The organism is Bordetella genomosp. 5 (assembly GCF_002261475.1).
Classification (GTDB): domain Bacteria; phylum Pseudomonadota; class Gammaproteobacteria; order Burkholderiales; family Burkholderiaceae_B; genus Bordetella.
Genome location: NZ_NEVN01000004.1, coordinates 49,100 through 67,372, shown reverse-complemented (window position 1 = coordinate 67,372; position 18,273 = coordinate 49,100). Strand labels below are relative to the sequence as shown.

Sequence of the window (18,273 nt, the reverse complement as noted above, 5' to 3'; positions counted from 1 at the left end):
GGATGGTGCGGCAGTTTACTCCGGCGCAGGCACGAAGTTCGCTAAAAAAAAGGGGAGACATCCGCACCGCGCATCGAGCCGGTTGGATGTCTCCCATTGTCGCATGATGCGCGGCGCTGAAATCAGGCGCCGACGCGGGCCAGATCGGCCTCGGAGGTGAACGCGTCGGCGTAGAACTCCTCGGCGGGCAGGCTGCATTGCGCGCTGAATTCGCGGCGTGCGGCATCGACCATCAGGGGCGTGCCACAGGCATAGACCTGATGACCCGACATGTCCGGCACATCGGCCATCACGGCCTCGTGCACGAAGCCGGTGCGGCCCGTCCAGGCGTCTTCTTCGAGGCCATTGGAAATGACCGGCACATAGGTGAAGCCGGGCAGCGTCTCGGCCCAGGAACGCGCCAGGGCGTCCATGTACAGATCCTGCGGACGACGGCCACCCCAGTAGAGCGTGACCGGACGGCGGATTTCGTTGTGCGCCATATGCTCGACGATGGCCTTGACCGGCGCGAAGCCGGTGCCGCTGGCGAGCAGGATGATGGGCTTGTCGCTGTCTTCGCGCAGGAAGAACGAGCCGAACGGGCCTTCGAGGCGCAGGATCTCGCGCTCTTTCATCTGGGTGGCGCCCGCGCCGAAGACGTGATCGGTGAACAGGCCGCCGGGCATGTGGCGAATGTGCAGTTCGAGCGGGCTGCCGGTGTGCGGCGCCCCTGCCATCGAGTACGAACGGCGCTTGCCGTCCTTCAGGATGACTTCGATGTATTGGCCGGCGTAGTAACGGAACTGCTCGGAGGCCGGCAACTGCAGCTTCAGCACGGTGACATCGGGCGCGACGCGCTCGAGCGTCTGCACGCGCGAGGGCAGCTTGCGGATCTGGATGTCGGAAGCGAGCCGGACTTCGGTGGATTCGAGCACGAGGTCCGTCTGGGGACGGGCCTGGCAGAACAGCGTGTAGCCGGCGGCGAGCTCCTCGGGTGACAGGATCTGGGCCGGATAGGTGCCGGCATCGTACTCGCCGGACACCACCTTGCCCTTGCAGGTGGAGCATGCGCCGGTACGGCAGCTATAGGGCAGCACGATGCCGGCGGCCAATGCCGCGTCGAGCACGGTCTGGCCTGACTCGACCTGAAAATGATGCTGGCTGGGTTGGATGGTGACCGAGAAGCTCATGATGATACGAAGTGGGAGACGCGGAGCGCTGGAGGGCGCCCCGCCGGCCCGGACACTCAGTCCGGGAACTTGCGGATTTCCTTGACGCGGTTGGCGTCGGTCACCAGCACGACCTGCGGCTTGTGCCGCGCCGAATCTTCTTCGGACATCGGGCCGTAGGTGCAGATGATGAGCAGATCGCCGACCTGCGCCTTGCGTGCCGCTGCGCCGTTGAGTGAGATGGCGCCGCTACCGCGGGCTGCCTTGATGATGTAGGTATCGAAGCGCTCGCCATTGGTGACGTTATAGAGTTCGATGCGTTCGAACTCGCGCATGCCGGCGGCGTCGAGCAGGTCTTCGTCGATGCCGCACGAACCTTCGTAGTGCAGATCGGCTTCGGTGACCGTGACGCGGTGCAGCTTCGCCCGCAGCATAATGCGTTGCATAAAAATTTGATTCCTGGTGTGCGGGCCGGGTCCGCAACAAAGGCCCGGGCAGCGCGGCGGCGGACGCCGCCAGACGCGCCCATTGCAGCGAGGGCTCCCGGCTTTGCCCTCTGGCGTCCGCTATTCTATAATTTTTGGCTCCGGGACGACCCGGAAGCGTCGTGCGGCGTCTGCCGCCACGCATTGCCTCATCCGGGGACGGCCCCTTCAATGCCGCTCGCCCCTTCTCAGGCGGGCGCTACACGGAGCTGTCATGACCTGGTTGATTCTGTTTCTCGCCGGACTCTTCGAAGTCGTTTGGGCGATCGGCCTCAAATACACGCACGGATTCACGCGCCTCGTGCCCTCGGTCATCACCGTGGCCGGCATGATCGTGAGCTTCTGGCTGCTGTCCACCGCCATGAAGACCCTGCCGCTGGGGACCGCTTACGCGGTCTGGGTCGGCATCGGCACCATTGGTGCCTTTGTCGCGGGCATCGTGCTTTTCGGCGAGTCCGCCAGCCCGCTGCGCATCGCCAGCGTGCTGCTGATCGTGGTCGGCCTGATCGGCCTCAAACTCGCCACGCCCTGATCAGAAGTCGAGTTCGATCTCGACCGCATCCCCGACGCGGAGCACGGCGCCCTCGGGCGCCGATACGATCGCGTTCTGGCCAAAAACCACCCCGATATCCAGATTGCGGTAGCCGGCGAGCGTCTGCCCCGGCTCGGCATACGTCTGGGCGGTGCGCTGGTCGATGTCGGGCACCGAACACCGGGTGCACGGCTTGACCAGCGCGAGCCTGGCCTCACCGAGGGTCACGACGGCGGTCTGGTCTTCTTCGAATGCGGGCCAGTCGTCGCTTTCGATCACGATGTTGGGCCGGAAGCGGTCCATCGGCACCGCCGCCGCGCCCCGCGCCTCGAGGCGGGCATTGAGGTCGTCCAGCGATGCCTGATTGGTGATCAGCAGCGGGAAGCCGTCGGCAAAGCCGAAGAAATGATCGCCCGCGAACTCGTCGGCGAAGTCGGGATGACGCTCGAGCCAGCCATCGACCCATTCGGGCTTGGCCGGACGGCGGGCCTCGCGATCGACCTTGAGCAGCCGGCAAGGCGTACCCAGAAACTCGCTCAACCAGGCGGCGGCGGCGTCGGTATCGGCGCGCGCGGTGATGGCGTCGCGCCACACTTCGACCTGCTCCGAGGCGGGTGCGAGCCCGCTTTCGTCGAGCGCCACCTGTAGCGGCGACTGACCCGGCGCGCTCAGCGTGAGCGAGCGGGCGTCGAGTGCGGTGCGGATGAGCGCCATGCGCGGCCACTGGCGCTGCGTCATGAACTGGCCCTCGGCCGTCACGATCAGCCAGCGGCGATCGTGGTTCAGGCCCGCGCGGTCGATCGGCGACTCGCTCAAGTCGATGCCGGCACACGATTTGACGGGATAGATATGCAGACTGCGGATCCGAGCGGCCATGGAACACCAGGGAATGGGTTGTGGAATGCGGGCAAGCTTAGCAGGCCGTTCCCACCCCGCCCAGGTCCACATCGCAGCAAAAATGAGGCTCCAAGGCGAGCCCGCGCGCCCACCTTGGGACGACCCTGCTGTGGAGGATGTGCCCCCACGCTGCGCCTGCGGCTTGCTGCCCCCCGAGGGGGCGCGCCCACCTTGGGACGGCCCGGCGGTGGAGGATGTGCCCCCACGCTGCGCCTGCGGCTTGCTGCCCCCCGAGGGGGCGCGCCCACCTTGGGACGGCCCGGCGGTGGGCGGGCCCAAAAAAACCCCGGGGGATCGCCCCGGGGAATGGGTAATGCCACGGCTTGCCGCCGCAGGCATTGGGAGGTCAGCGCTCCACGAGCTTCAGTGCGTCCAGCGGCGTGACAGCCTTGAACGCCTTGCGCGTGGCGATGTGCTCCGGACGCGGATCCAGGCCGTACTTCGGCGGATTCAGCGTGTTTTCCATGCTGTTGTAGACCATGAACACGTTGGAACGCGGCCACGGCGAGATGTTGCTGTTCGAGCCGTGCATCGTGTTGCAGTCGAAGAACACCACCGAGCCGGCTTTGGCCATCATGGTCTGGATGCCGCCCTGCTCCGCGAGCAGCTGCAGGCTGACCTGATCCGGCACGCCGTATTCCTGCTTCTTCAGCGACTGCTTGTAGTGGTCACGCGGCGTCTCGCCGACGCACGAGATGAACTGACGGTGCGAACCCGGCACCAGCATGAGCGGGCCATTGGTTTCGTTGTTGTCCGACAGCAGCACCGAGCAGCTCAGTGCACGCATGGCGGGCATGCCGTCTTCGACGTGCCACGTCTCGAAGTCGGAGTGCCAGTAAAACTCTTTGCCGTGGAAACCCGGCTTCATATTGGCACGCGACTGGTGGATGTACACCTCGGAACCCAGGATCTGGCGGGCCACGTTGGCCACGCGCGGATCACGGGACAGACGCGACAGCACCGGGCTCAACACGTGCACCATGAAAATCGAGCGCACGGCATTGCTGCCACGCTCGGTGATCGCCTCTTCGCGACGCACGATGGCGGGATCGCGCGTCATGCGCTCGACCTCGGCCAGCAGCGCGGCGACCTCTTCCTGGGAAAACAAGTTTTCCAGCAGCAGGAAGCCATCACGCTCGTACGACTGCACCTGTTCGGTGCTGAGCGCATCGGCGTATTGACCATCGCCGTAGACCACGGGGTCCTTGCGGGCGATGATGGCGGAACCACGATCCGTACGCGAGGCGTACGGATCCTGCGCAGGTGAAATCATAGAAACCTCCAGTTCAGTGTTGGCCTCAGGCGGCGACCTTCTCTTCGGGCAGGGCGTAGACGCCATCGGCGTCGTGCACTTCCTGGCCGGTAAGGGGCGGGTTGAAAACGCAGATCACCCGCAGCGGCTCCTTGCCGCCGCACAGCCAGTGCTCGTCGTTTTCGTTCAGGGCGTAGACGACGCCCGGGCCCAGGTCGTACTTCTTGCCATCGGCAATGGTCTCGATCGAACCATCACCCTCGATGCACCAGACGGCCTCGAGGTGGTTCTTGTAGTGGATGTGCGTGCGCGTGCCGGGAAAGATCGTGGTTTCATGGAACGAGAAACCCATGTTGTCCTTCTTCAGCAGCACACGACGGCTCACCCACGTATCGGTGCGCACCTCGTCCTGGGTGCCAATCACATCTTTCACATTTCGCACGATCATCGACGCTTACCTCCAAATTTGAGTACACGGGCGGACTTTTCGTCTTCGCCCAAGGCATCGGCCACGCTGGCCTCGATCACGTCCAGGCCACGGGTCAACAGTTCATCCTCGATCGTCAGCGCGGGCAGGAACTTCAGCACTTCATCGTGCGCGCCCGACGTCTCGATCACCACGCCGCGCTGGAACGCCTTCTGCGCGATGCGGTTGGCCAGGCCCGGATCGGCGGTCGCCACCAGGCCCTGGATCAGGCCACGCCCACGGACCGCGAGGCCGGCGTTCGGGTAGCTGTGCGCCAGGTTCTCGAGCCAATCACGCACCAGACGCTCCTTGCGCTGGATGTCGGTCGAGAACGCGTCGCTCGCCCAGTAGGTGTCGAGCGCTTCGGTGGCCGTGACGAAGGCCAGGTTGTTGCCGCGGAAAGTGCCGCTGTGGGCGCCCGGCTTCCACACGTCCAGCTCGGGCTTCATCAGCACGAGGGACATGGGCAGGCCAAAACCCGAGAGAGACTTCGACAGCGTGATGATGTCCGGACGGATGCCGGCCGACTCGAAGCTGAAGAAGCTGCCGGTGCGTCCGCAGCCCACTTGAATGTCATCGACGATCAACAGCATGTCGTGACGACGGCACAGCTTTTCGAGCTCCTTGAGCCAACGCAGCGTGGCCACGTTGACACCGCCCTCGCCCTGCACGGTTTCGACGATCACGCCGGCCGGCTTGTCCAGGCCGCTGCTCGGATCATCGAGCATGCGCTCCAGGAAGGCGATCGTGTCGACGTCGGGACCGAAGTAACCGTCATAGGGCATGAAGGTCGTGTTGCCGAGCGCGTAGCCGGCCGCATCACGGAACTTCATATTCGCGGTCGCCGAGAGCGAGCCGCCGCTCACGCCATGAAAGCCGTGGGTGAACGAGATAATGTTGGAACGTCCCTTGACCTGGCGGGCGATCTTCAGCGCGGCTTCGACCGCGTTGGTGCCCGTGGGACCGGTGAACTGCAGCGTGTACTGCCAGTTGCGCGGCTTGAGCAGCACGCGATCCACCGTTTCGAGAAAGCGCTTCTTGGCGCTGGTGGCCATGTCGAGGCCGTGAACCACACCGTCGGACTCGAGGTACTCGAGCAGCTTTTCCTTGAAGACCGGGTTGTTATGCCCGTAGTTCAGGGTGCCGGCGCCACTGAAAAAATCGATGTACTCCGTGCCTTCCTCATCGATCAGCAGCGACCCGCGGGCCTGGCTGAATATCACTGGAAAGGACCGAATGTAGCCCCTGACTTCCGACTCCATCCGGTCAAAAATTTTCAAATCCATGTGATCCTCCCATCATCAAATTGACAGACAACAAAGCCCCCTCCAGTTGCCGTGAGGCATCCGGATGTCATGGACTAAGTCGGCGGTACTGAAGGCCGCGAGCGGCCGTCCCGTTAGTGGGACGGGGCGAACGGGCCTATCTTCAACAGCATCTCGTCGTCGTGCTCGGCCCCGCCAAACAGCTGCCGATCGAAATACGGCTGCTCGCTGACGTGGGCGCCCAGCTCACCGGCGAGACCGGTGAACGTGCGGCGCGAAGCCTGGTTGTCAGGCCCCACCGTAGTTTCAAGATGGCGCACCTGCTGCAGCGCGTCGCGCGACAGCAGTTCGTTGAGCATGGCGCGGGCCAGTCGTTGGCCGCGGGCACGGGCGTGCACGGCTACCTGCCAGACAAAGAGCGTGTCGGGGCGGTTGGGCGGGACGTAGGCGGAGATGAATCCGTCGATGTCGCCACCCAGGCTCTCGGCGACCACGCAGGTCTCGCTGTGGTGTTCGCACAGCAGCAGGTAGGCATAGAGGGAATTGACATCCAGCGGCGGGCATTCGGAGACCAACCGATGGATCGCGGCGCCATCGGTCAGCGTGGCTGACCGGAAGATGTGGCGCGGCAGGCGGGCCGACGCGGGGCGCGCGGCCGAATTTGGCAGGGAAGTAGTGTTGTTAAGTTCTATATTTCTCATACGACCAATCCCGATTCTGGAGGTGCGCCACCCGTGGGCACGTCGAGAATGGGCGAGGAGGGATCATGGACTTCTGCTGCATGTCCTTCCTGTTCCATCAGGTCGACGATGCGCTCCAAAGAGAGCGTGATCGTCGCCTGCTCGAGCTCGGGCAGCGCGTTGAGCGAGTCGGCCAGATGCTTCTGCAAAGGCGACGGCGCTTCGGTTGCCAGCGCGCGGCCGGCATCCGTGGCGGTAACGAACACGATGCGGCGGTCTTCACGGCCGCGTTCGCGGCGGATCAGACCTTTGTCCTCCAGACGGTCGAGAATGCCCACGACCGTGCTGGGGCTGACGTGAATCTCGCGGCTGATCGCCGTGGCCGTAAGCGGACCGCTGGCAATCACCGTACGCAGGCACATCAGCTGGGGCGCGGTGATGTGACTCACCGCGGCCAGCTGGCGCGAGTGCAGTGCGATCGAACGCGTAATGCGGCGCAGGGCGCGCAGGATGCGGAGGTCGTACTGCTGCGAGGATTCCGTCGTCGTGACGTTATTCATGACTGAAAATAGTTCAACAAAATTGATTTCTACACAAATGATATGCGGCCAAACCGTATGAGTCAAACCTGAATTGCAAGCACGATGTAATTAAATGAAGGTGACTTTGCAGCAGATGACAAAAATAGCCGATATCCCCAGGGGGCGCCCCTTTTAATAGGGACGTAATATCAGGGCATTCCCGGGGTAAAAAAGGGGCATACCCAAGACATAAAACGAATGTTTTTTAGCTAATGTATAAAACAACATCTGTTTTATTGCCTCGCCTACATCATGCCTGATTTGCCGCTGCCCGAGGCGCTCGTCGACACGCTGCGGTCGCGCCTCGCCACCTTGCCCCCGGAACTGGAACGCGCCGCGCATTGGGTCGTCGCCCATCCTGTCGAGGTCGGGCTGTGGTCCATGCGCCGTCAGGCGCAGGCGGTCGGGGTCGCGCCGGCCACGATGCTGAGGCTGGCGCGGGCCACCGGACACGAGAGCTACGACGACTTTCGCCGACCCTTTCAGTCGGCGCTGGCCGCCCCGCGCGGGCCCGGCCTGCGGCAGCGCGCGGCGGCCCTGCAGGCGGCGAACGCGCCCGAGCCGGATGCCGCTGGCCGCCGGCCAGGGCATGCGGTGCTGCAGGCGGCCCAGACCGACGCCATGGCTTCGGCGTGCGTGCTGAACACCCCGGCCGATCTCGACGCCGCCGCACTGACCGTGCTGGCCGCGCCACGGGTCGGATTCCTGGGCACGCGCTCCGCCTTCGGCATCGCCTTCCAGATGCGTTATGCCTACCAGCTCATTCGTCGCAACGGCGTCCTGATCGACGGCCTGGGCGACACGCACGCCGAGCAGATCGACGCCCTGCAGCACGGCGACGCGCTCGTGGTGTTGTCGCAGGCCCCCTACCCCACGGCCACGGTCGCCCTCACGCAGCAGGCCGTCGCGCGCGGCGTGGCCGTGATCGCGCTGACCGACTCGCCCCTGTCGCCGATCGCCGCCGACGCCCGCCACACGCTCCGGTTCGCGGGGAGCGACCTCGAGCAGGCGCAGGCGCAGCCCGCGGTAGCCGGGCCCGGGTCGTTCTTTCACACCACCGCCGGCCTGCTGGCGCTGGCCGAGCACCTGGTGGCACGCATCACGGCGTGCGGCGGCGAAGCCGTGCTGGACCGCCTCGCCGACGTCGAGGCGCGCCTGCAGGCCGAGCAGGTGTATTGGCACCGTGCGCGGCAGTCCGGCTGAGCGCACGCAAGCCTTTTATCGATTCGAACCGCGCGGAGGCGCCATGAAACCGACCCATATCCTGCATCGCTCGCTGCGCCACACCCCTGCCACCGCGGTACGCGGCGAAGGCGTGTGGCTCTACGACAGCGAGGGCCGTGCCTATCTCGATGGGTCGGGGGGCGCCGCGGTGTCCTGCCTGGGCCACAACCATCCCGAGGTGCGCGCGGCCATGCACGCGCAAATCGATGCGCTCGCCTATGCGCACACCGGCTTCTTCACGACGGAGGTGGCCGAGCGGCTCGCCGAACGGCTGGTGGCCGACGCTCCCGCGGGCACCTCGCATGCCTACTTCGTCTCCGGCGGCTCGGAGGCGGTCGAGGCGGCGCTCAAGATGGCCCGCCAGTATTACGTCGAGATCGGCCAGCCGCAGCGCCGCAACATCGTGGCGCGCCGTCAGAGTTACCACGGCAATACGCTGGGCGCGCTGGCCGTCGGCGGCAACGCCGCGCGCCGCGCGCAATTCGCGCCCTTGCTGATCGACGTGACGCACGTATCGCCCTGCTATGCCTACCGCGATCAGCGCCAGGACGAAACCGAAGCGCAATACGCGCAGCGCCTGGCCGACGAGCTCGAGGACACGTTCCTGCGCCTGGGGCCCGAGACGGTCATGGCCTTCGTGGCGGAGCCGGTGGTGGGCGCCACGCTTGGCGCCGTGCCCGGCGTGGGCGGCTACCTGCGCAAGGTGCGCGAGGTCTGCGACCGGCACGGCGTGTTGTTGATCGCGGACGAGGTGATGTGCGGCATGGGCCGCACGGGCACCCTCTATGCCGTCGAACAGGAGGGCGTGCTGCCCGATCTGATCACCATTGCCAAGGGACTGGGCGGCGGATATCAGCCGATCGGCGCGGTGATGGCGCAGGAGCGCATCGTATCGGCCATGCAGCGAGGCAGCGGGTTCTTTCAGCACGGCCACACCTATCTGGGCCACGCCATGGCGTGCGCGGCGTCACTCGCCGTGCAGGAGGTCATCCAGCGCGACAATCTGCTGGCGCAGGTGCGCCGGCAGGGTGACGGACTGCGCGCGCGCCTTCAGGCCCGGCTCGGCGATCATCCGCATGTCGGAGACATTCGTGGCCGCGGGCTTTTCATGGGCGTGGAGCTGGTGGCCGACCGTGCCACCCGGCAGGTGTTCGACCCTGCCCGGTCGTTGCACGCACAGATCAAACGCGAGGCGATGGCCCGTGGCCTGATGGTGTATCCGATGGGCGGCACCATCGACGGACGGCACGGCGATCACGTCCTGATCGCGCCGCCGTTCATCATCACCGACGACGAGCTCGATCAATTGGTCGCGCGGCTCGCCGAGGCGATCGACGCCGCCATCGGCGGGCTGACGCGCTGAGACACGGCTTGCGCCAGCGCGGCCGTCATGCCCGAGACGGCCGCGATCCGCTCATGCCCGCCGGCGCCAGACAGGGCGGCGCGCGTAGGTCGCGGCGCGCAACAGCCATTCCACCGGGCCGTATTCGTGATGCCGCAGCCACCACGCGGACCACGGCGCCTGCGCGGCAAAAATCGCGAGCGCGATCAGCACGGTCTGGAGCGGCGACACCGTGCCGACGAGGCGCAGCCCCCAGGCAGTGAACACGAACGCGCACACCACCGACTGCATCAGATAATTGCTGAGCGCCATGCGCCCCATCGGCGCCAGCCAGCCCAGCAGGCGCGGGCCGATCGCCGTGCGCCAGACCAGAAAAAAGACGCCCGCATACGAGAGGCTCAATAGCGGCGCCGTGAAGAGCCCGATGGCAAGACCGATCACGGTGTAGGCTTCGGGCACCTGCGGCAGACCGGAGGACGCATACACGGCCGCCCCGGCCAGCCCGGCCGGCAGGCACAACGCGACCAGAAGACCCAGCGTGCGCGGCGATTGCCAAGGCGCGACGAGCGCACCGCGGCGACCGAGCGCCAGCCCGGCGAGAAACATCGCGAGCACGTAAGGCCCCTGCACCAGCAGCACCATGAACCACGCCGTTTCGATCAGCTCGCGTGCGTGCTGGGCGATCGTGGACCCGATGGTGCCGCGGTAGGCCTCGGCCGCGGCCAGCGGGCCGTCGTAGCTGATGGCGGGCGGCTGCATCGCCTGCGGGTCGAGCGTGGCGAGCCCGCCCAGCAGCAGCCATCCCAGCGAGGCCAGCGTGATCACGAACAGCGCGGCGTTCAGCGCGCGAGCCGGCGCCATGTCACGGCACGCCAGCAGGATCAACGCCAGCACGCCGTAGGTGACGAGAATATCGCCGTGATAGAACAGAAACGCGTGAATCAGGCCGAGCAGGACGAGCACACCGAAACGGCGCAGCAGCCTCGACACCGGCGCCACACCGGCACGCGCGGCCGAATCCAGCTGCAGCGAAAAGCTGTAGCCGAAGAGAAACGAGAACAGCAGATAGAACTTGGTTTCGAACAGCCAGGCGACGGTCCACAGCACCGTGCCGTCGAGAGGCCGATCGAAGTTTGGATCGGCCACCGCGTATCCGTAGTAGGTGGACGCGAACACATTGATGTTCACGAGCAGAATGCCGAACAAGGCAAATCCGCGCAGGGCATCGAGGTGCGTCAGACGCGAGGCGGTGGGATCGGGGAGTAGCGGCATGGATGAACGCGGCGCGGCCCGCGGCGGCAGCCGCCGCGGCGCGGCCCGCGGCGGCAGCCGCTAAGAATGCAAAAACGGCGATGAGCCTCGAGGCCCATCGCCGCCAGACACCGGTCAGAAGACCGGCGAGAGCAGCGGCTGCTTGGGCCGCACGTCGAGCTGACGGCCCTTGCGAGCGCGCTTGCCAACGTAGGGCGTGAGCGCCGTGCCCGCGAGGATGTCCTCGGTGGGCTTGTTGCGATAGATGCCGGTCGCGCGCACCCCGGCCTTGCCGATGGGCACGGCCTGCTCGAGCTTGTCGTTGGGATCCAGGCCCATCAGGATGGTGCCGCGGCCGCCACCCGACAGGGCTTTGACCTCGTCCAGCCCGAACACCAGGAACTTGCCCTTGGCCGACAGCAGCGCCAACTGCGCCGCGCCTTCGAAGAGCGGCACCGGGCGCAGCAACGCATCGCCCGCCTCGAGCGTGACGAATTGCTTGCCGCCGCGCTGACGGCTGCTAATGTCGGACAGGCGCGTGGCAAAGCCGTAGCCGCCCTGCGTGGCCAGCAGCCAGCGCGTGTCGGGCGCCGCCGCGATGGTATGCACGATGCGCGTGCCGGATTCCAGATCGATCATCGTGGTGACCGGCTGACCGTCGCCGCGCGCCGACGGCAGGCCCGCCACCGCCACGGTGTAGACGCGGCCGTTGTCGCCCACCGCGATCAGCGTGTCGGTCGTGCGGCACTCGAATGCGCCGTAGAGATCGTCGCCCTGCTTGAAGCTGAATTGCGCGGCATCGTGGCCGTGGCCCTGACGCGCACGCAGCCAGCCCTTTTGCGACACGATGACCGTGACCGGCTCGTCGACGACCTTGGTCTCGAGCACGGCGCGCTCGGCGGTCTCGATGAGGGTGCGGCGCTCGTCGCCGAACTGCTTGGCGTCTGCCTCGATCTCTTTGATGAGCAGGCGCTTCAGCGAACTGGGATTGTCGAGCAGGTCTTGCAGCTTCACCTGCTCTTCGCGCTTGTCGGCGAGCTCCTGCTCGATCTTGAAGCCTTCGAGGCGCGCCAGCTGGCGCAGACGCATTTCGAGGATGTCTTCGGCCTGACGCTCGGACAGCGAGAAGCGCGTCATGAGCGCTTCTTTGGGCTCGTCGGATTCGCGGATCGTCTGGATCACCTCGTCGACATTGAGGTAGACCACCATCCGGCCTTCGAGCACATGGATCCGATCAGCGACCTTATCGAGGCGGTAGCGCGTGCGGCGCACGACGGTGTCCGTGCGGAACGCGACCCACTCCTCGAGCACTTCGCGCAAGCCCTTCTGGCGCGGACGGCCATCCGTGCCGATGCACACGAGATTGATCGGCGCGTTGCTTTCCATGCTGGTCTGGGCGAGCAGCGTGTTCACGAAGTCGTCGCGATCGACCTTGGACGTTTTGGGCTCGAACACCAGACGCACGGCGGCATCCTTGCCCGACTCGTCGCGCACGGTATCCAGCAGGCTCAGCATCACTGCCTTGGACTGCTGCTGTTCGGGCGACAGGGCCTTCTTGCCGGCGCGCACCTTGGGATTGGTGAGCTCTTCGATTTCTTCGAGCACCTTCTGGCCAGAGGTGCCCGGCGGCAGTTCCGTGACGACCAGTTGCCACTGACCGCGCGCCATCTCTTCGAACTGCCAGCGCGCGCGCACCTTCAGCGAGCCACGCCCGGTGGTGTAGATCTGCGCGATATCGGCCGGCGCGGTGATGATCTGGCCGCCGCCCGCGAAGTCGGGGCCGGGGATGAACGCGAGCACGTCTTCGTCGGCGAGCTTGGGATTGCGGATCAGCGCCACGCAGGCGGCCGCGACCTCGCGCAGATTGTGCGGCGGAATCTCGGTGGCCATGCCCACGGCGATGCCCGACGCGCCGTTGAGCAGCATGACGGGCAGGCGGGCCGGCAGCATCTGCGGCTCTTGCTGGCTGCCATCGTAGTTGGGCACGAAGTCGACCGTGCCCTCGTCGAGCTCGTCGAGCAGCAGGCGCGCGAACGGGGTCAGGCGCGCTTCGGTATATCGCATCGCGGCGGCGTTATCGCCGTCGCGCGAACCGAAGTTGCCGTGGCCATCGATCAGCGGATAGCGCAGCGAGAAATCCTGCGCCATGCGGACCATGGCGTCGTACGCGGCCTGGTCGCCGTGCGGGTGATATTTGCCCAGCACGTCGCCCACCACGCGCGCCGACTTCACGGGCTTGGCGTTGCCGCCCAGCCCCATGGCCTGCATGGCGTAGAGAATGCGGCGTTGCACCGGCTTTTGGCCGTCGCCCACGTCCGGCAGCGCGCGCCCGCGCACCACCGAAACGGCGTAATCCAGATAGGCCTGCTCGGCATAACGGCCCAGCGTGATGGCCTCGTCGTCGCCCCCGGAAGGCGCGTCGAACAGGCCGGCTTGGTTGGTATCGGTCATGATCAGTCTTTATCCAATATGCGCTTCTTGCTCAGTCGGGCTGCAGCTGCGATCCGCTCACGTGCGCACGCACCTGCGCCCGCACCGCGGCCAGCGCGGCCGGATCCTGGCCCCGCTTGGGCAGGATCACGCCCTGCAGCGGCGCGATGAACAGGAAGAGGTAATCCGGGGTTTCTTCGGCGCTACGCACCATGTCCCAGGGCACGCTGCCCGAGGCATGCTCGGTCGCGTCGCCGATGCCGTCGTCCTCGAACAGAAAGTGATGGCGTCCCAGGAAAGGATTGTCGGGCTCGCGTGCGAAGGCACGGCGCACGTTGAAACGCGCCATCGCCGGCACCGCATGTTCGAACACCAGGGCCATCAGCAGCAGCGTGCCCAGCCCGACCACCGCGCTCTGCGCGAAGGCCGGCAGCACCACCGACAGACTGGTGCCCAGGCCGGCGCTCGAGCTGCGTGCCGCCGTGTAGAGCAGCAGACCCACGGCCATGATGATCCCGAACCGGATATGGCTCTTGATCCGGCGGCGGCGCAATTCGGGCCGGCGGTGCGCGTAGGTGATGAACGTCTGGTAATCGTCGAGCGTCAGATCCACCGTGAGCGGCGCGGGGGGCGTCACCTGCGTCATCAGATGTCGAGCTCCGCGAGATTGCCCTTTTCTTCGATCCACGCGCGGCGCTGGGACGACTCACCCTTGCCCATCAGCATGTCGAACAGACGCGTGGTGTCTTCGGGCGTCAGGTCGCCATAGCCCACCGGCAGGAGGCGGCGGGTGTCGGGGTTCATCGTGGTTTCCCAGAGCTGCTCGGGATTCATTTCGCCCAGACCCTTGAAGCGGCTGACGCTCCAGGCGCCTTCACGCACGCCTTCCTTGCGCAGCTTGTCCTGCGCGGCTTCGAGCTCGCCCGAATCGAGGCAGTACACCTTGCGCGCCGGACGCTTGCCCTGCGCGGGCACGTCGAGGCGGAACAGCGGCGGACGCGCCACGTAGACGTGACCCGCCTCGACCAGCTTGGGGAAGTGGCGATAGAACAGCGTGAGCAGCAGCACCTGGATGTGCGAGCCGTCGACGTCCGCGTCGGACAGGATGCAGACGCGGCCATAGCGCAGGCCCGAGAGATCGGGCGTGTCGTTCGGACCGTGCGGATCGACGCCGATCGCCACGGCGATGTCGTGGATTTCGTTGTTGGCGAACAGCCGGTCGCGGTCGACCTCCCAGGAGTTGAGCACCTTGCCGCGCAGCGGCAGGATGGCCTGGAATTCTTTGTCGCGGCCCATCTTGGCCGAACCGCCCGCCGAGTCACCCTCGACCAGGAAGACTTCGGTGCGCGTCGCGTCGCTGGACTCACAGTCGGTGAGTTTGCCCGGCAATACCGCCACGCCCGAACTCTTGCGCTTCTCGACCTTCTGGGCGGAACGCGCGCGTGCCTGGGCCTGCCGGATGGCGAGCTCGGCGAGCTTCTTGCCGAACTCGACATTGCTGTGCAGCCACAGATCGAGCGCGCTCTTGGAAAAGCCGCCGACCAGCCGCACGGCGTCGCGGCTGTTCAGGCGCTCCTTGATCTGCCCCTGGAACTGCGGATCCAGCACCTTGGCCGACAGCACGAAGCTCGCGCGAGCGAACACGTCTTCGGGCAACAGCTTCACGCCCTTGGGCAGCAGGCTGTGCAGCTCGGCGAAGCTCTTGACCGCGCCGAACAGGCCCTCGCGCAGGCCGGACTCGTGCGTGCCGCCCGCGGGAGTCGGGATCAGGTTGACGTAGGACTCGCGCACGACGTTGCCGTCGTCGGTCCAGGCCACCACCCACTGAGCTCCCTCGCCCTCGGCGAAGCTCTCGTGATCCGCGCCCGCGTACTGCTCGCCCTCGAAGAACGGCACCATCAGCTCGGCTCCGGCCAGCGCCTCGGCCAGATAGCCGCGCAGGCCCTCCGTGTATTGCCAGGTCTTGGTGTCGCCGGTCTTTTCGTTGACCAGCTGGACCTTCACGCCCGACAACAGCACGGCCTTGCTGCGCAGCAGGTGCGTGAGTTCGCCCAGCGGAATATTCGGACTGTCGAAGTACTTGGGATCGGGCCAGACGCGCACCCGGGTGCCTGCCTTCTTGCGGCCCGCTTCGGGATACGGCGCGAGCGCTTCGGTGACGTCGCCGCCTTCGAAGACCAGGCGATGCACGCCGCCATCGCGCCAGACGACCACCTCGAGCCGCTTGGCCAAGGCATTGGTGACCGACACGCCGACGCCGTGCAGGCCGCCGGAGAAGGCATAGGCGCCGCCGCCCGCCTTATCGAATTTGCCCCCGGCATGCAGCCGGGTGAAGACCAGCTCGACCACGGGCGCGTTTTCTTCGGGATGCATGCCGACGGGGATACCGCGGCCGTCATCTTCGACGGAAATGCTGCCATCGGCATGCAAAGTGACCTGGATCTGCTTGCCATGACCGGCAAGTGCCTCGTCGGCCGCGTTGTCGATGACCTCCTGCACGATGTGCAGGGGGTTTTCGGTGCGGGTATACATACCCGGGCGCTGGCGCACAGGCTCCAGCCCCTTCAGGACGCGGATCGACGATTCGGTGTAACGTGGTGTCGCCAAGTTATCCCCAACATCTGTGGAAAAAAACCGACATTCTACGGACAAGCCCTTATTCGGCGCGCCTTTCGGTGGAATGCGCACGAGCTGAGCAACCCGGAATTCGGTAGGATGGACAGGATGCGCCCGGCTGGGGAGCCGGTTGCGCCGCATCATGCTACACAAAACCGGCAAACCCTGTTGTTATCGACAGTGGTATGCTTTAATCCTTACCCTAACAAGTCACAGAGGGCGGCTGCCGCAGGCGCGCCACTGGCGAGCCGGTCCCCGGGCCCCCGGGGCAGTAGTTCCGGCCCATCCCTCCTCCCCCCGTCGAGAATCAGATCCATGAGCGAGCAAATCAAGAACGTCAGCGACGCCAGCTTCGAAGGCGACGTGCTCCAATCGGCCCAGCCCGTGCTGGTCGACTACTGGGCCGCCTGGTGTGGTCCCTGCAAGATGATTGCGCCGATCCTCGAAGAAGTCGCCACCGAGTACGCCGGCCGCCTGACGGTCGCCAAGCTCAACGTCGATGAAAACCAGGAAACCGCCGCCAAGTACGCCGTGCGTGGCATTCCGACCCTCATGCTCTTCAAGAACGGCCAGGCTGCCGCGACCAAGGTCGGTGCCCTGTCCAAGTCTCAACTGACCGCCTTTCTGGACAGCGCGTTGTAAAATACGCGCTGCGGACCGCGCCGCGCTGCGCCGGGAGCCACGCTCCCGGAATACGCAAGCGGCGCGACACTACCGCGCGGGCCCGTCCGTGGCCTGCCGCCAGATCCCGTCTCCCTCTTTTCCCCCTATTTCACCGCGATGCACCTCAATGAACTGAAGGCGCTGCACGTGTCGCAGCTGCTGGAAATGGCCGCTGGCCTGGAAATCGAGAACGCCAACCGCCTGCGCAAGCAGGAGTTGATGTTCGCCATCATGAAGCGGCGCGCCAAGCAAGGCGAGCAGATCTTCGGCGACGGCGTCCTCGAAGTCCTGCCCGACGGCTTCGGCTTCCTGCGCTCGCCCGAAACGTCGTATCTGGCCAGCACGGACGACATCTACATCTCGCCCTCGCAGATCCGCCGCTTCAACCTGCACACGGGTGACTCGATCGAAGGCGAAGTCCGCACGCCCAAGGATGGCGAGCGCTACTTTGCCCTGGTGAAGGTCGACAAGGTCAACGGCGTCACGCCCGAGACCATCAAGCACCGCATCATGTTCGAGAACCTGACGCCGCTGCACCCGAACCAGGTGATGCGTCTGGAACGCGAGATCAAGAGCGAAGAAAACCTCACCGGCCGTATCCTCGACATCTTCGCCCCGATCGGTAAAGGCCAGCGCGGCCTGATCGTGGCGCCGCCGAAGTCGGGCAAGACCGTGATGATGCAGCACATCGCGCATGCCATCACGACCAACTACCCCGACGCCGTCCTGATCGTCCTGCTCGTCGACGAGCGCCCCGAAGAAGTCACCGAAATGCAGCGCACCGTGCGCGGCGAAGTCGTGGCCTCGACCTTCGACGAACCGGCCACCCGCCACGTGCAGGTCGCCGAAATGGTGATCGAAAAGGCCAAGCGCCTGGTCGAAATGAAGAAGGACGTGGTGATCCTGCTCGACTCGATCACCCGTCTGGCGCGTGCCTACAACACCGTGGTGCCGGCCTCCGGCAAGGTGCTCACCGGCGGTGTCGACGCCAACGCCCTGCAGCGCCCCAAGCGCTTCTTCGGCGCGGCGCGCAATCTCGAAGAAGGCGGTTCGCTCACCATCCTGGGCACCGCGCTGATCGAAACCGGCAGCCGCATGGATGAAGTCATCTATGAAGAATTCAAGGGCACCGGCAACTCCGAAGTCCACCTCGAGCGCCGTCTGGCCGAGAAGCGTGTCTATCCGGCCATCAACCTGAACAAGTCGGGTACCCGCCGCGAAGAGCTGCTCATCAAGCCCGAGCTGCTGCAAAAGGTGTGGGTGCTGCGCAAGTTCATCCACGACATGGACGAAATCCAGTCGATGGAGTTCATCGTCGACAAGATGCGCGCCACCAAGACGAACGCCGAATTCTTCGACATGATGAAGAAGTAAGCCGAACGTCGGCAGTATCGAAAACGGGAGCCGAGGCTCCCGTTTTACATGGGTCGAACCGGCGGGC

At 65.6% G+C, this 18,273-nt stretch carries 17 protein-coding genes; 5 read left to right on the top strand and 12 right to left on the bottom strand.

Annotated elements, in window-relative coordinates:
- Positions 1-122: 122 nt before the first annotated feature.
- Together CEK29_RS06825 and panD are read right to left on the bottom strand one after the other, a co-directional pair.
- Positions 123-1,169, bottom strand: coding sequence for a CDP-6-deoxy-delta-3,4-glucoseen reductase (locus tag CEK29_RS06825; RefSeq protein WP_094857660.1), 1,047 nt, complete (start codon positions 1,167-1,169; stop codon positions 123-125).
- Positions 1,170-1,225: 56 nt separating this feature from the next.
- Positions 1,226-1,594 carry an aspartate 1-decarboxylase gene (gene panD / locus CEK29_RS06820; RefSeq protein ID WP_094800487.1) on the bottom strand — a complete coding sequence of 123 codons (369 nt, stop codon included), beginning with the start codon at positions 1,592-1,594 and terminating at the stop codon, positions 1,226-1,228.
- Positions 1,595-1,847: 253 nt separating this feature from the next.
- Between panD and sugE the strand changes: the two genes are divergently transcribed.
- On the top strand, positions 1,848-2,165 hold the full coding sequence (gene sugE, locus CEK29_RS06815) for a quaternary ammonium compound efflux SMR transporter SugE (RefSeq protein ID WP_094800489.1): 318 nt from the start codon (positions 1,848-1,850) through the stop codon (positions 2,163-2,165).
- On the opposite strand, the gene CEK29_RS06810 is transcribed toward sugE, so the two are convergent.
- The 6 genes from CEK29_RS06810 to CEK29_RS06785 all read right to left on the bottom strand — a co-directional run bounded on the left by CEK29_RS06810 (position 2,166) and on the right by CEK29_RS06785 (position 7,285).
- Positions 2,166-3,041: an MOSC domain-containing protein gene (locus CEK29_RS06810; protein ID WP_094857659.1), complete on the bottom strand. Its 876-nt coding sequence runs from the start codon at positions 3,039-3,041 to the stop codon at positions 2,166-2,168.
- Positions 3,042-3,408: 367 nt separating this feature from the next.
- Positions 3,409-4,335, bottom strand: a complete 927-nt coding sequence (gene thpD / locus CEK29_RS06805) for an ectoine hydroxylase (protein ID WP_094800493.1) — start codon at positions 4,333-4,335, stop codon at positions 3,409-3,411.
- Positions 4,336-4,360: 25 nt separating this feature from the next.
- A complete protein-coding gene (locus tag CEK29_RS06800; RefSeq protein ID WP_094857658.1) occupies positions 4,361-4,762 on the bottom strand; it encodes an ectoine synthase in 402 nt (133 codons plus the stop codon).
- Positions 4,759-6,066 carry a diaminobutyrate--2-oxoglutarate transaminase gene (ectB, locus tag CEK29_RS06795; protein ID WP_094800497.1) on the bottom strand — a complete coding sequence of 436 codons (1,308 nt, stop codon included), beginning with the start codon at positions 6,064-6,066 and terminating at the stop codon, positions 4,759-4,761. The genes CEK29_RS06800 and ectB overlap by 4 nt, the downstream gene beginning before the upstream one ends.
- Before the next feature lie 113 nt (positions 6,067-6,179).
- Entirely contained in the window at positions 6,180-6,746 is a 567-nt protein-coding gene (gene ectA, locus CEK29_RS06790) for a diaminobutyrate acetyltransferase (protein ID WP_094800499.1), read from the bottom strand.
- Positions 6,743-7,285 (bottom strand): MarR family winged helix-turn-helix transcriptional regulator, encoded by a 543-nt coding sequence (locus CEK29_RS06785; protein WP_094800501.1) that lies wholly within the window; start codon positions 7,283-7,285, stop codon positions 6,743-6,745. The genes ectA and CEK29_RS06785 overlap by 4 nt, the downstream gene beginning before the upstream one ends.
- Before the next feature lie 273 nt (positions 7,286-7,558).
- Here CEK29_RS06785 and CEK29_RS06780 point away from each other — a divergent pair, with 273 nt between their 5' ends.
- Positions 7,559-8,509: a MurR/RpiR family transcriptional regulator gene (locus tag CEK29_RS06780; RefSeq protein ID WP_094857657.1), complete on the top strand. Its 951-nt coding sequence runs from the start codon at positions 7,559-7,561 to the stop codon at positions 8,507-8,509.
- A 43-nt stretch (positions 8,510-8,552) separates the two neighbouring features.
- Positions 8,553-9,893 (top strand): aspartate aminotransferase family protein, encoded by a 1,341-nt coding sequence (locus CEK29_RS06775; RefSeq protein WP_094857656.1) that lies wholly within the window; start codon positions 8,553-8,555, stop codon positions 9,891-9,893.
- Between the two features lie 51 nt (positions 9,894-9,944).
- On the opposite strand, the gene CEK29_RS06770 is transcribed toward CEK29_RS06775, so the two are convergent.
- The 4 genes from CEK29_RS06770 to parE all read right to left on the bottom strand — a co-directional run bounded on the left by CEK29_RS06770 (position 9,945) and on the right by parE (position 16,160).
- A complete protein-coding gene (locus CEK29_RS06770; RefSeq protein WP_094857655.1) occupies positions 9,945-11,144 on the bottom strand; it encodes a DUF418 domain-containing protein in 1,200 nt (399 codons plus the stop codon).
- Positions 11,145-11,258: 114 nt separating this feature from the next.
- Positions 11,259-13,574, bottom strand: a complete 2,316-nt coding sequence (gene parC / locus CEK29_RS06765; RefSeq protein ID WP_094857654.1) for a DNA topoisomerase IV subunit A — start codon at positions 13,572-13,574, stop codon at positions 11,259-11,261.
- Between the two features lie 31 nt (positions 13,575-13,605).
- The gene (locus CEK29_RS06760) at positions 13,606-14,199 is read right to left on the bottom strand and encodes a YcxB family protein (protein ID WP_094800511.1); all 594 of its coding nucleotides are present in this window, start codon (positions 14,197-14,199) and stop codon (positions 13,606-13,608) included.
- Positions 14,199-16,160 carry a DNA topoisomerase IV subunit B gene (gene parE, locus CEK29_RS06755; RefSeq protein ID WP_094800513.1) on the bottom strand — a complete coding sequence of 654 codons (1,962 nt, stop codon included), beginning with the start codon at positions 16,158-16,160 and terminating at the stop codon, positions 14,199-14,201. Before parE ends, CEK29_RS06760 begins: the two co-directional genes overlap by 1 nt.
- 324 nt (positions 16,161-16,484) lie before the next feature.
- On the opposite strand from parE, the gene trxA reads away from it, so the two are divergent.
- Together trxA and rho are read left to right on the top strand one after the other, a co-directional pair.
- Positions 16,485-16,811, top strand: coding sequence for a thioredoxin TrxA (trxA, locus tag CEK29_RS06750; protein ID WP_094800515.1), 327 nt, complete (start codon positions 16,485-16,487; stop codon positions 16,809-16,811).
- 138 nt (positions 16,812-16,949) lie between these two features.
- Positions 16,950-18,206, top strand: coding sequence for a transcription termination factor Rho (gene rho / locus CEK29_RS06745; protein WP_094800517.1), 1,257 nt, complete (start codon positions 16,950-16,952; stop codon positions 18,204-18,206).
- Positions 18,207-18,273 lie beyond the last annotated feature (67 nt).

Excerpts from the sequence above, each read along its gene's own strand:
- rho (WP_094800517.1), top strand. The coding sequence starts at position 16,950 with ATGCACCTCAATGAACTGAAGGCGCTGCACGTGTCGCAGCTGCTGGAA.
- CEK29_RS06770 (WP_094857655.1), bottom strand. The coding sequence starts at position 11,144 with ATGCCGCTACTCCCCGATCCCACCGCCTCGCGTCTGACGCACCTCGAT.
- ectA (WP_094800499.1), bottom strand. The coding sequence starts at position 6,746 with ATGAGAAATATAGAACTTAACAACACTACTTCCCTGCCAAATTCGGCC.
- CEK29_RS06800 (WP_094857658.1), bottom strand. The coding sequence starts at position 4,762 with ATGATCGTGCGAAATGTGAAAGATGTGATTGGCACCCAGGACGAGGTG.
- CEK29_RS06780 (WP_094857657.1), top strand. The coding sequence starts at position 7,559 with ATGCCTGATTTGCCGCTGCCCGAGGCGCTCGTCGACACGCTGCGGTCG.
- CEK29_RS06775 (WP_094857656.1), top strand. The coding sequence starts at position 8,553 with ATGAAACCGACCCATATCCTGCATCGCTCGCTGCGCCACACCCCTGCC.
- CEK29_RS06760 (WP_094800511.1), bottom strand. The coding sequence starts at position 14,199 with ATGACGCAGGTGACGCCCCCCGCGCCGCTCACGGTGGATCTGACGCTC.
- CEK29_RS06810 (WP_094857659.1), bottom strand. The coding sequence starts at position 3,041 with ATGGCCGCTCGGATCCGCAGTCTGCATATCTATCCCGTCAAATCGTGT.
- trxA (WP_094800515.1), top strand. The coding sequence starts at position 16,485 with ATGAGCGAGCAAATCAAGAACGTCAGCGACGCCAGCTTCGAAGGCGAC.
- sugE (WP_094800489.1), top strand. The coding sequence starts at position 1,848 with ATGACCTGGTTGATTCTGTTTCTCGCCGGACTCTTCGAAGTCGTTTGG.
- thpD (WP_094800493.1), bottom strand. The coding sequence starts at position 4,335 with ATGATTTCACCTGCGCAGGATCCGTACGCCTCGCGTACGGATCGTGGT.
- parC (WP_094857654.1), bottom strand. The coding sequence starts at position 13,574 with ATGACCGATACCAACCAAGCCGGCCTGTTCGACGCGCCTTCCGGGGGC.
- CEK29_RS06825 (WP_094857660.1), bottom strand. The coding sequence starts at position 1,169 with ATGAGCTTCTCGGTCACCATCCAACCCAGCCAGCATCATTTTCAGGTC.
- CEK29_RS06785 (WP_094800501.1), bottom strand. The coding sequence starts at position 7,285 with ATGAATAACGTCACGACGACGGAATCCTCGCAGCAGTACGACCTCCGC.
- ectB (WP_094800497.1), bottom strand. The coding sequence starts at position 6,066 with ATGGATTTGAAAATTTTTGACCGGATGGAGTCGGAAGTCAGGGGCTAC.
- panD (WP_094800487.1), bottom strand. The coding sequence starts at position 1,594 with ATGCAACGCATTATGCTGCGGGCGAAGCTGCACCGCGTCACGGTCACC.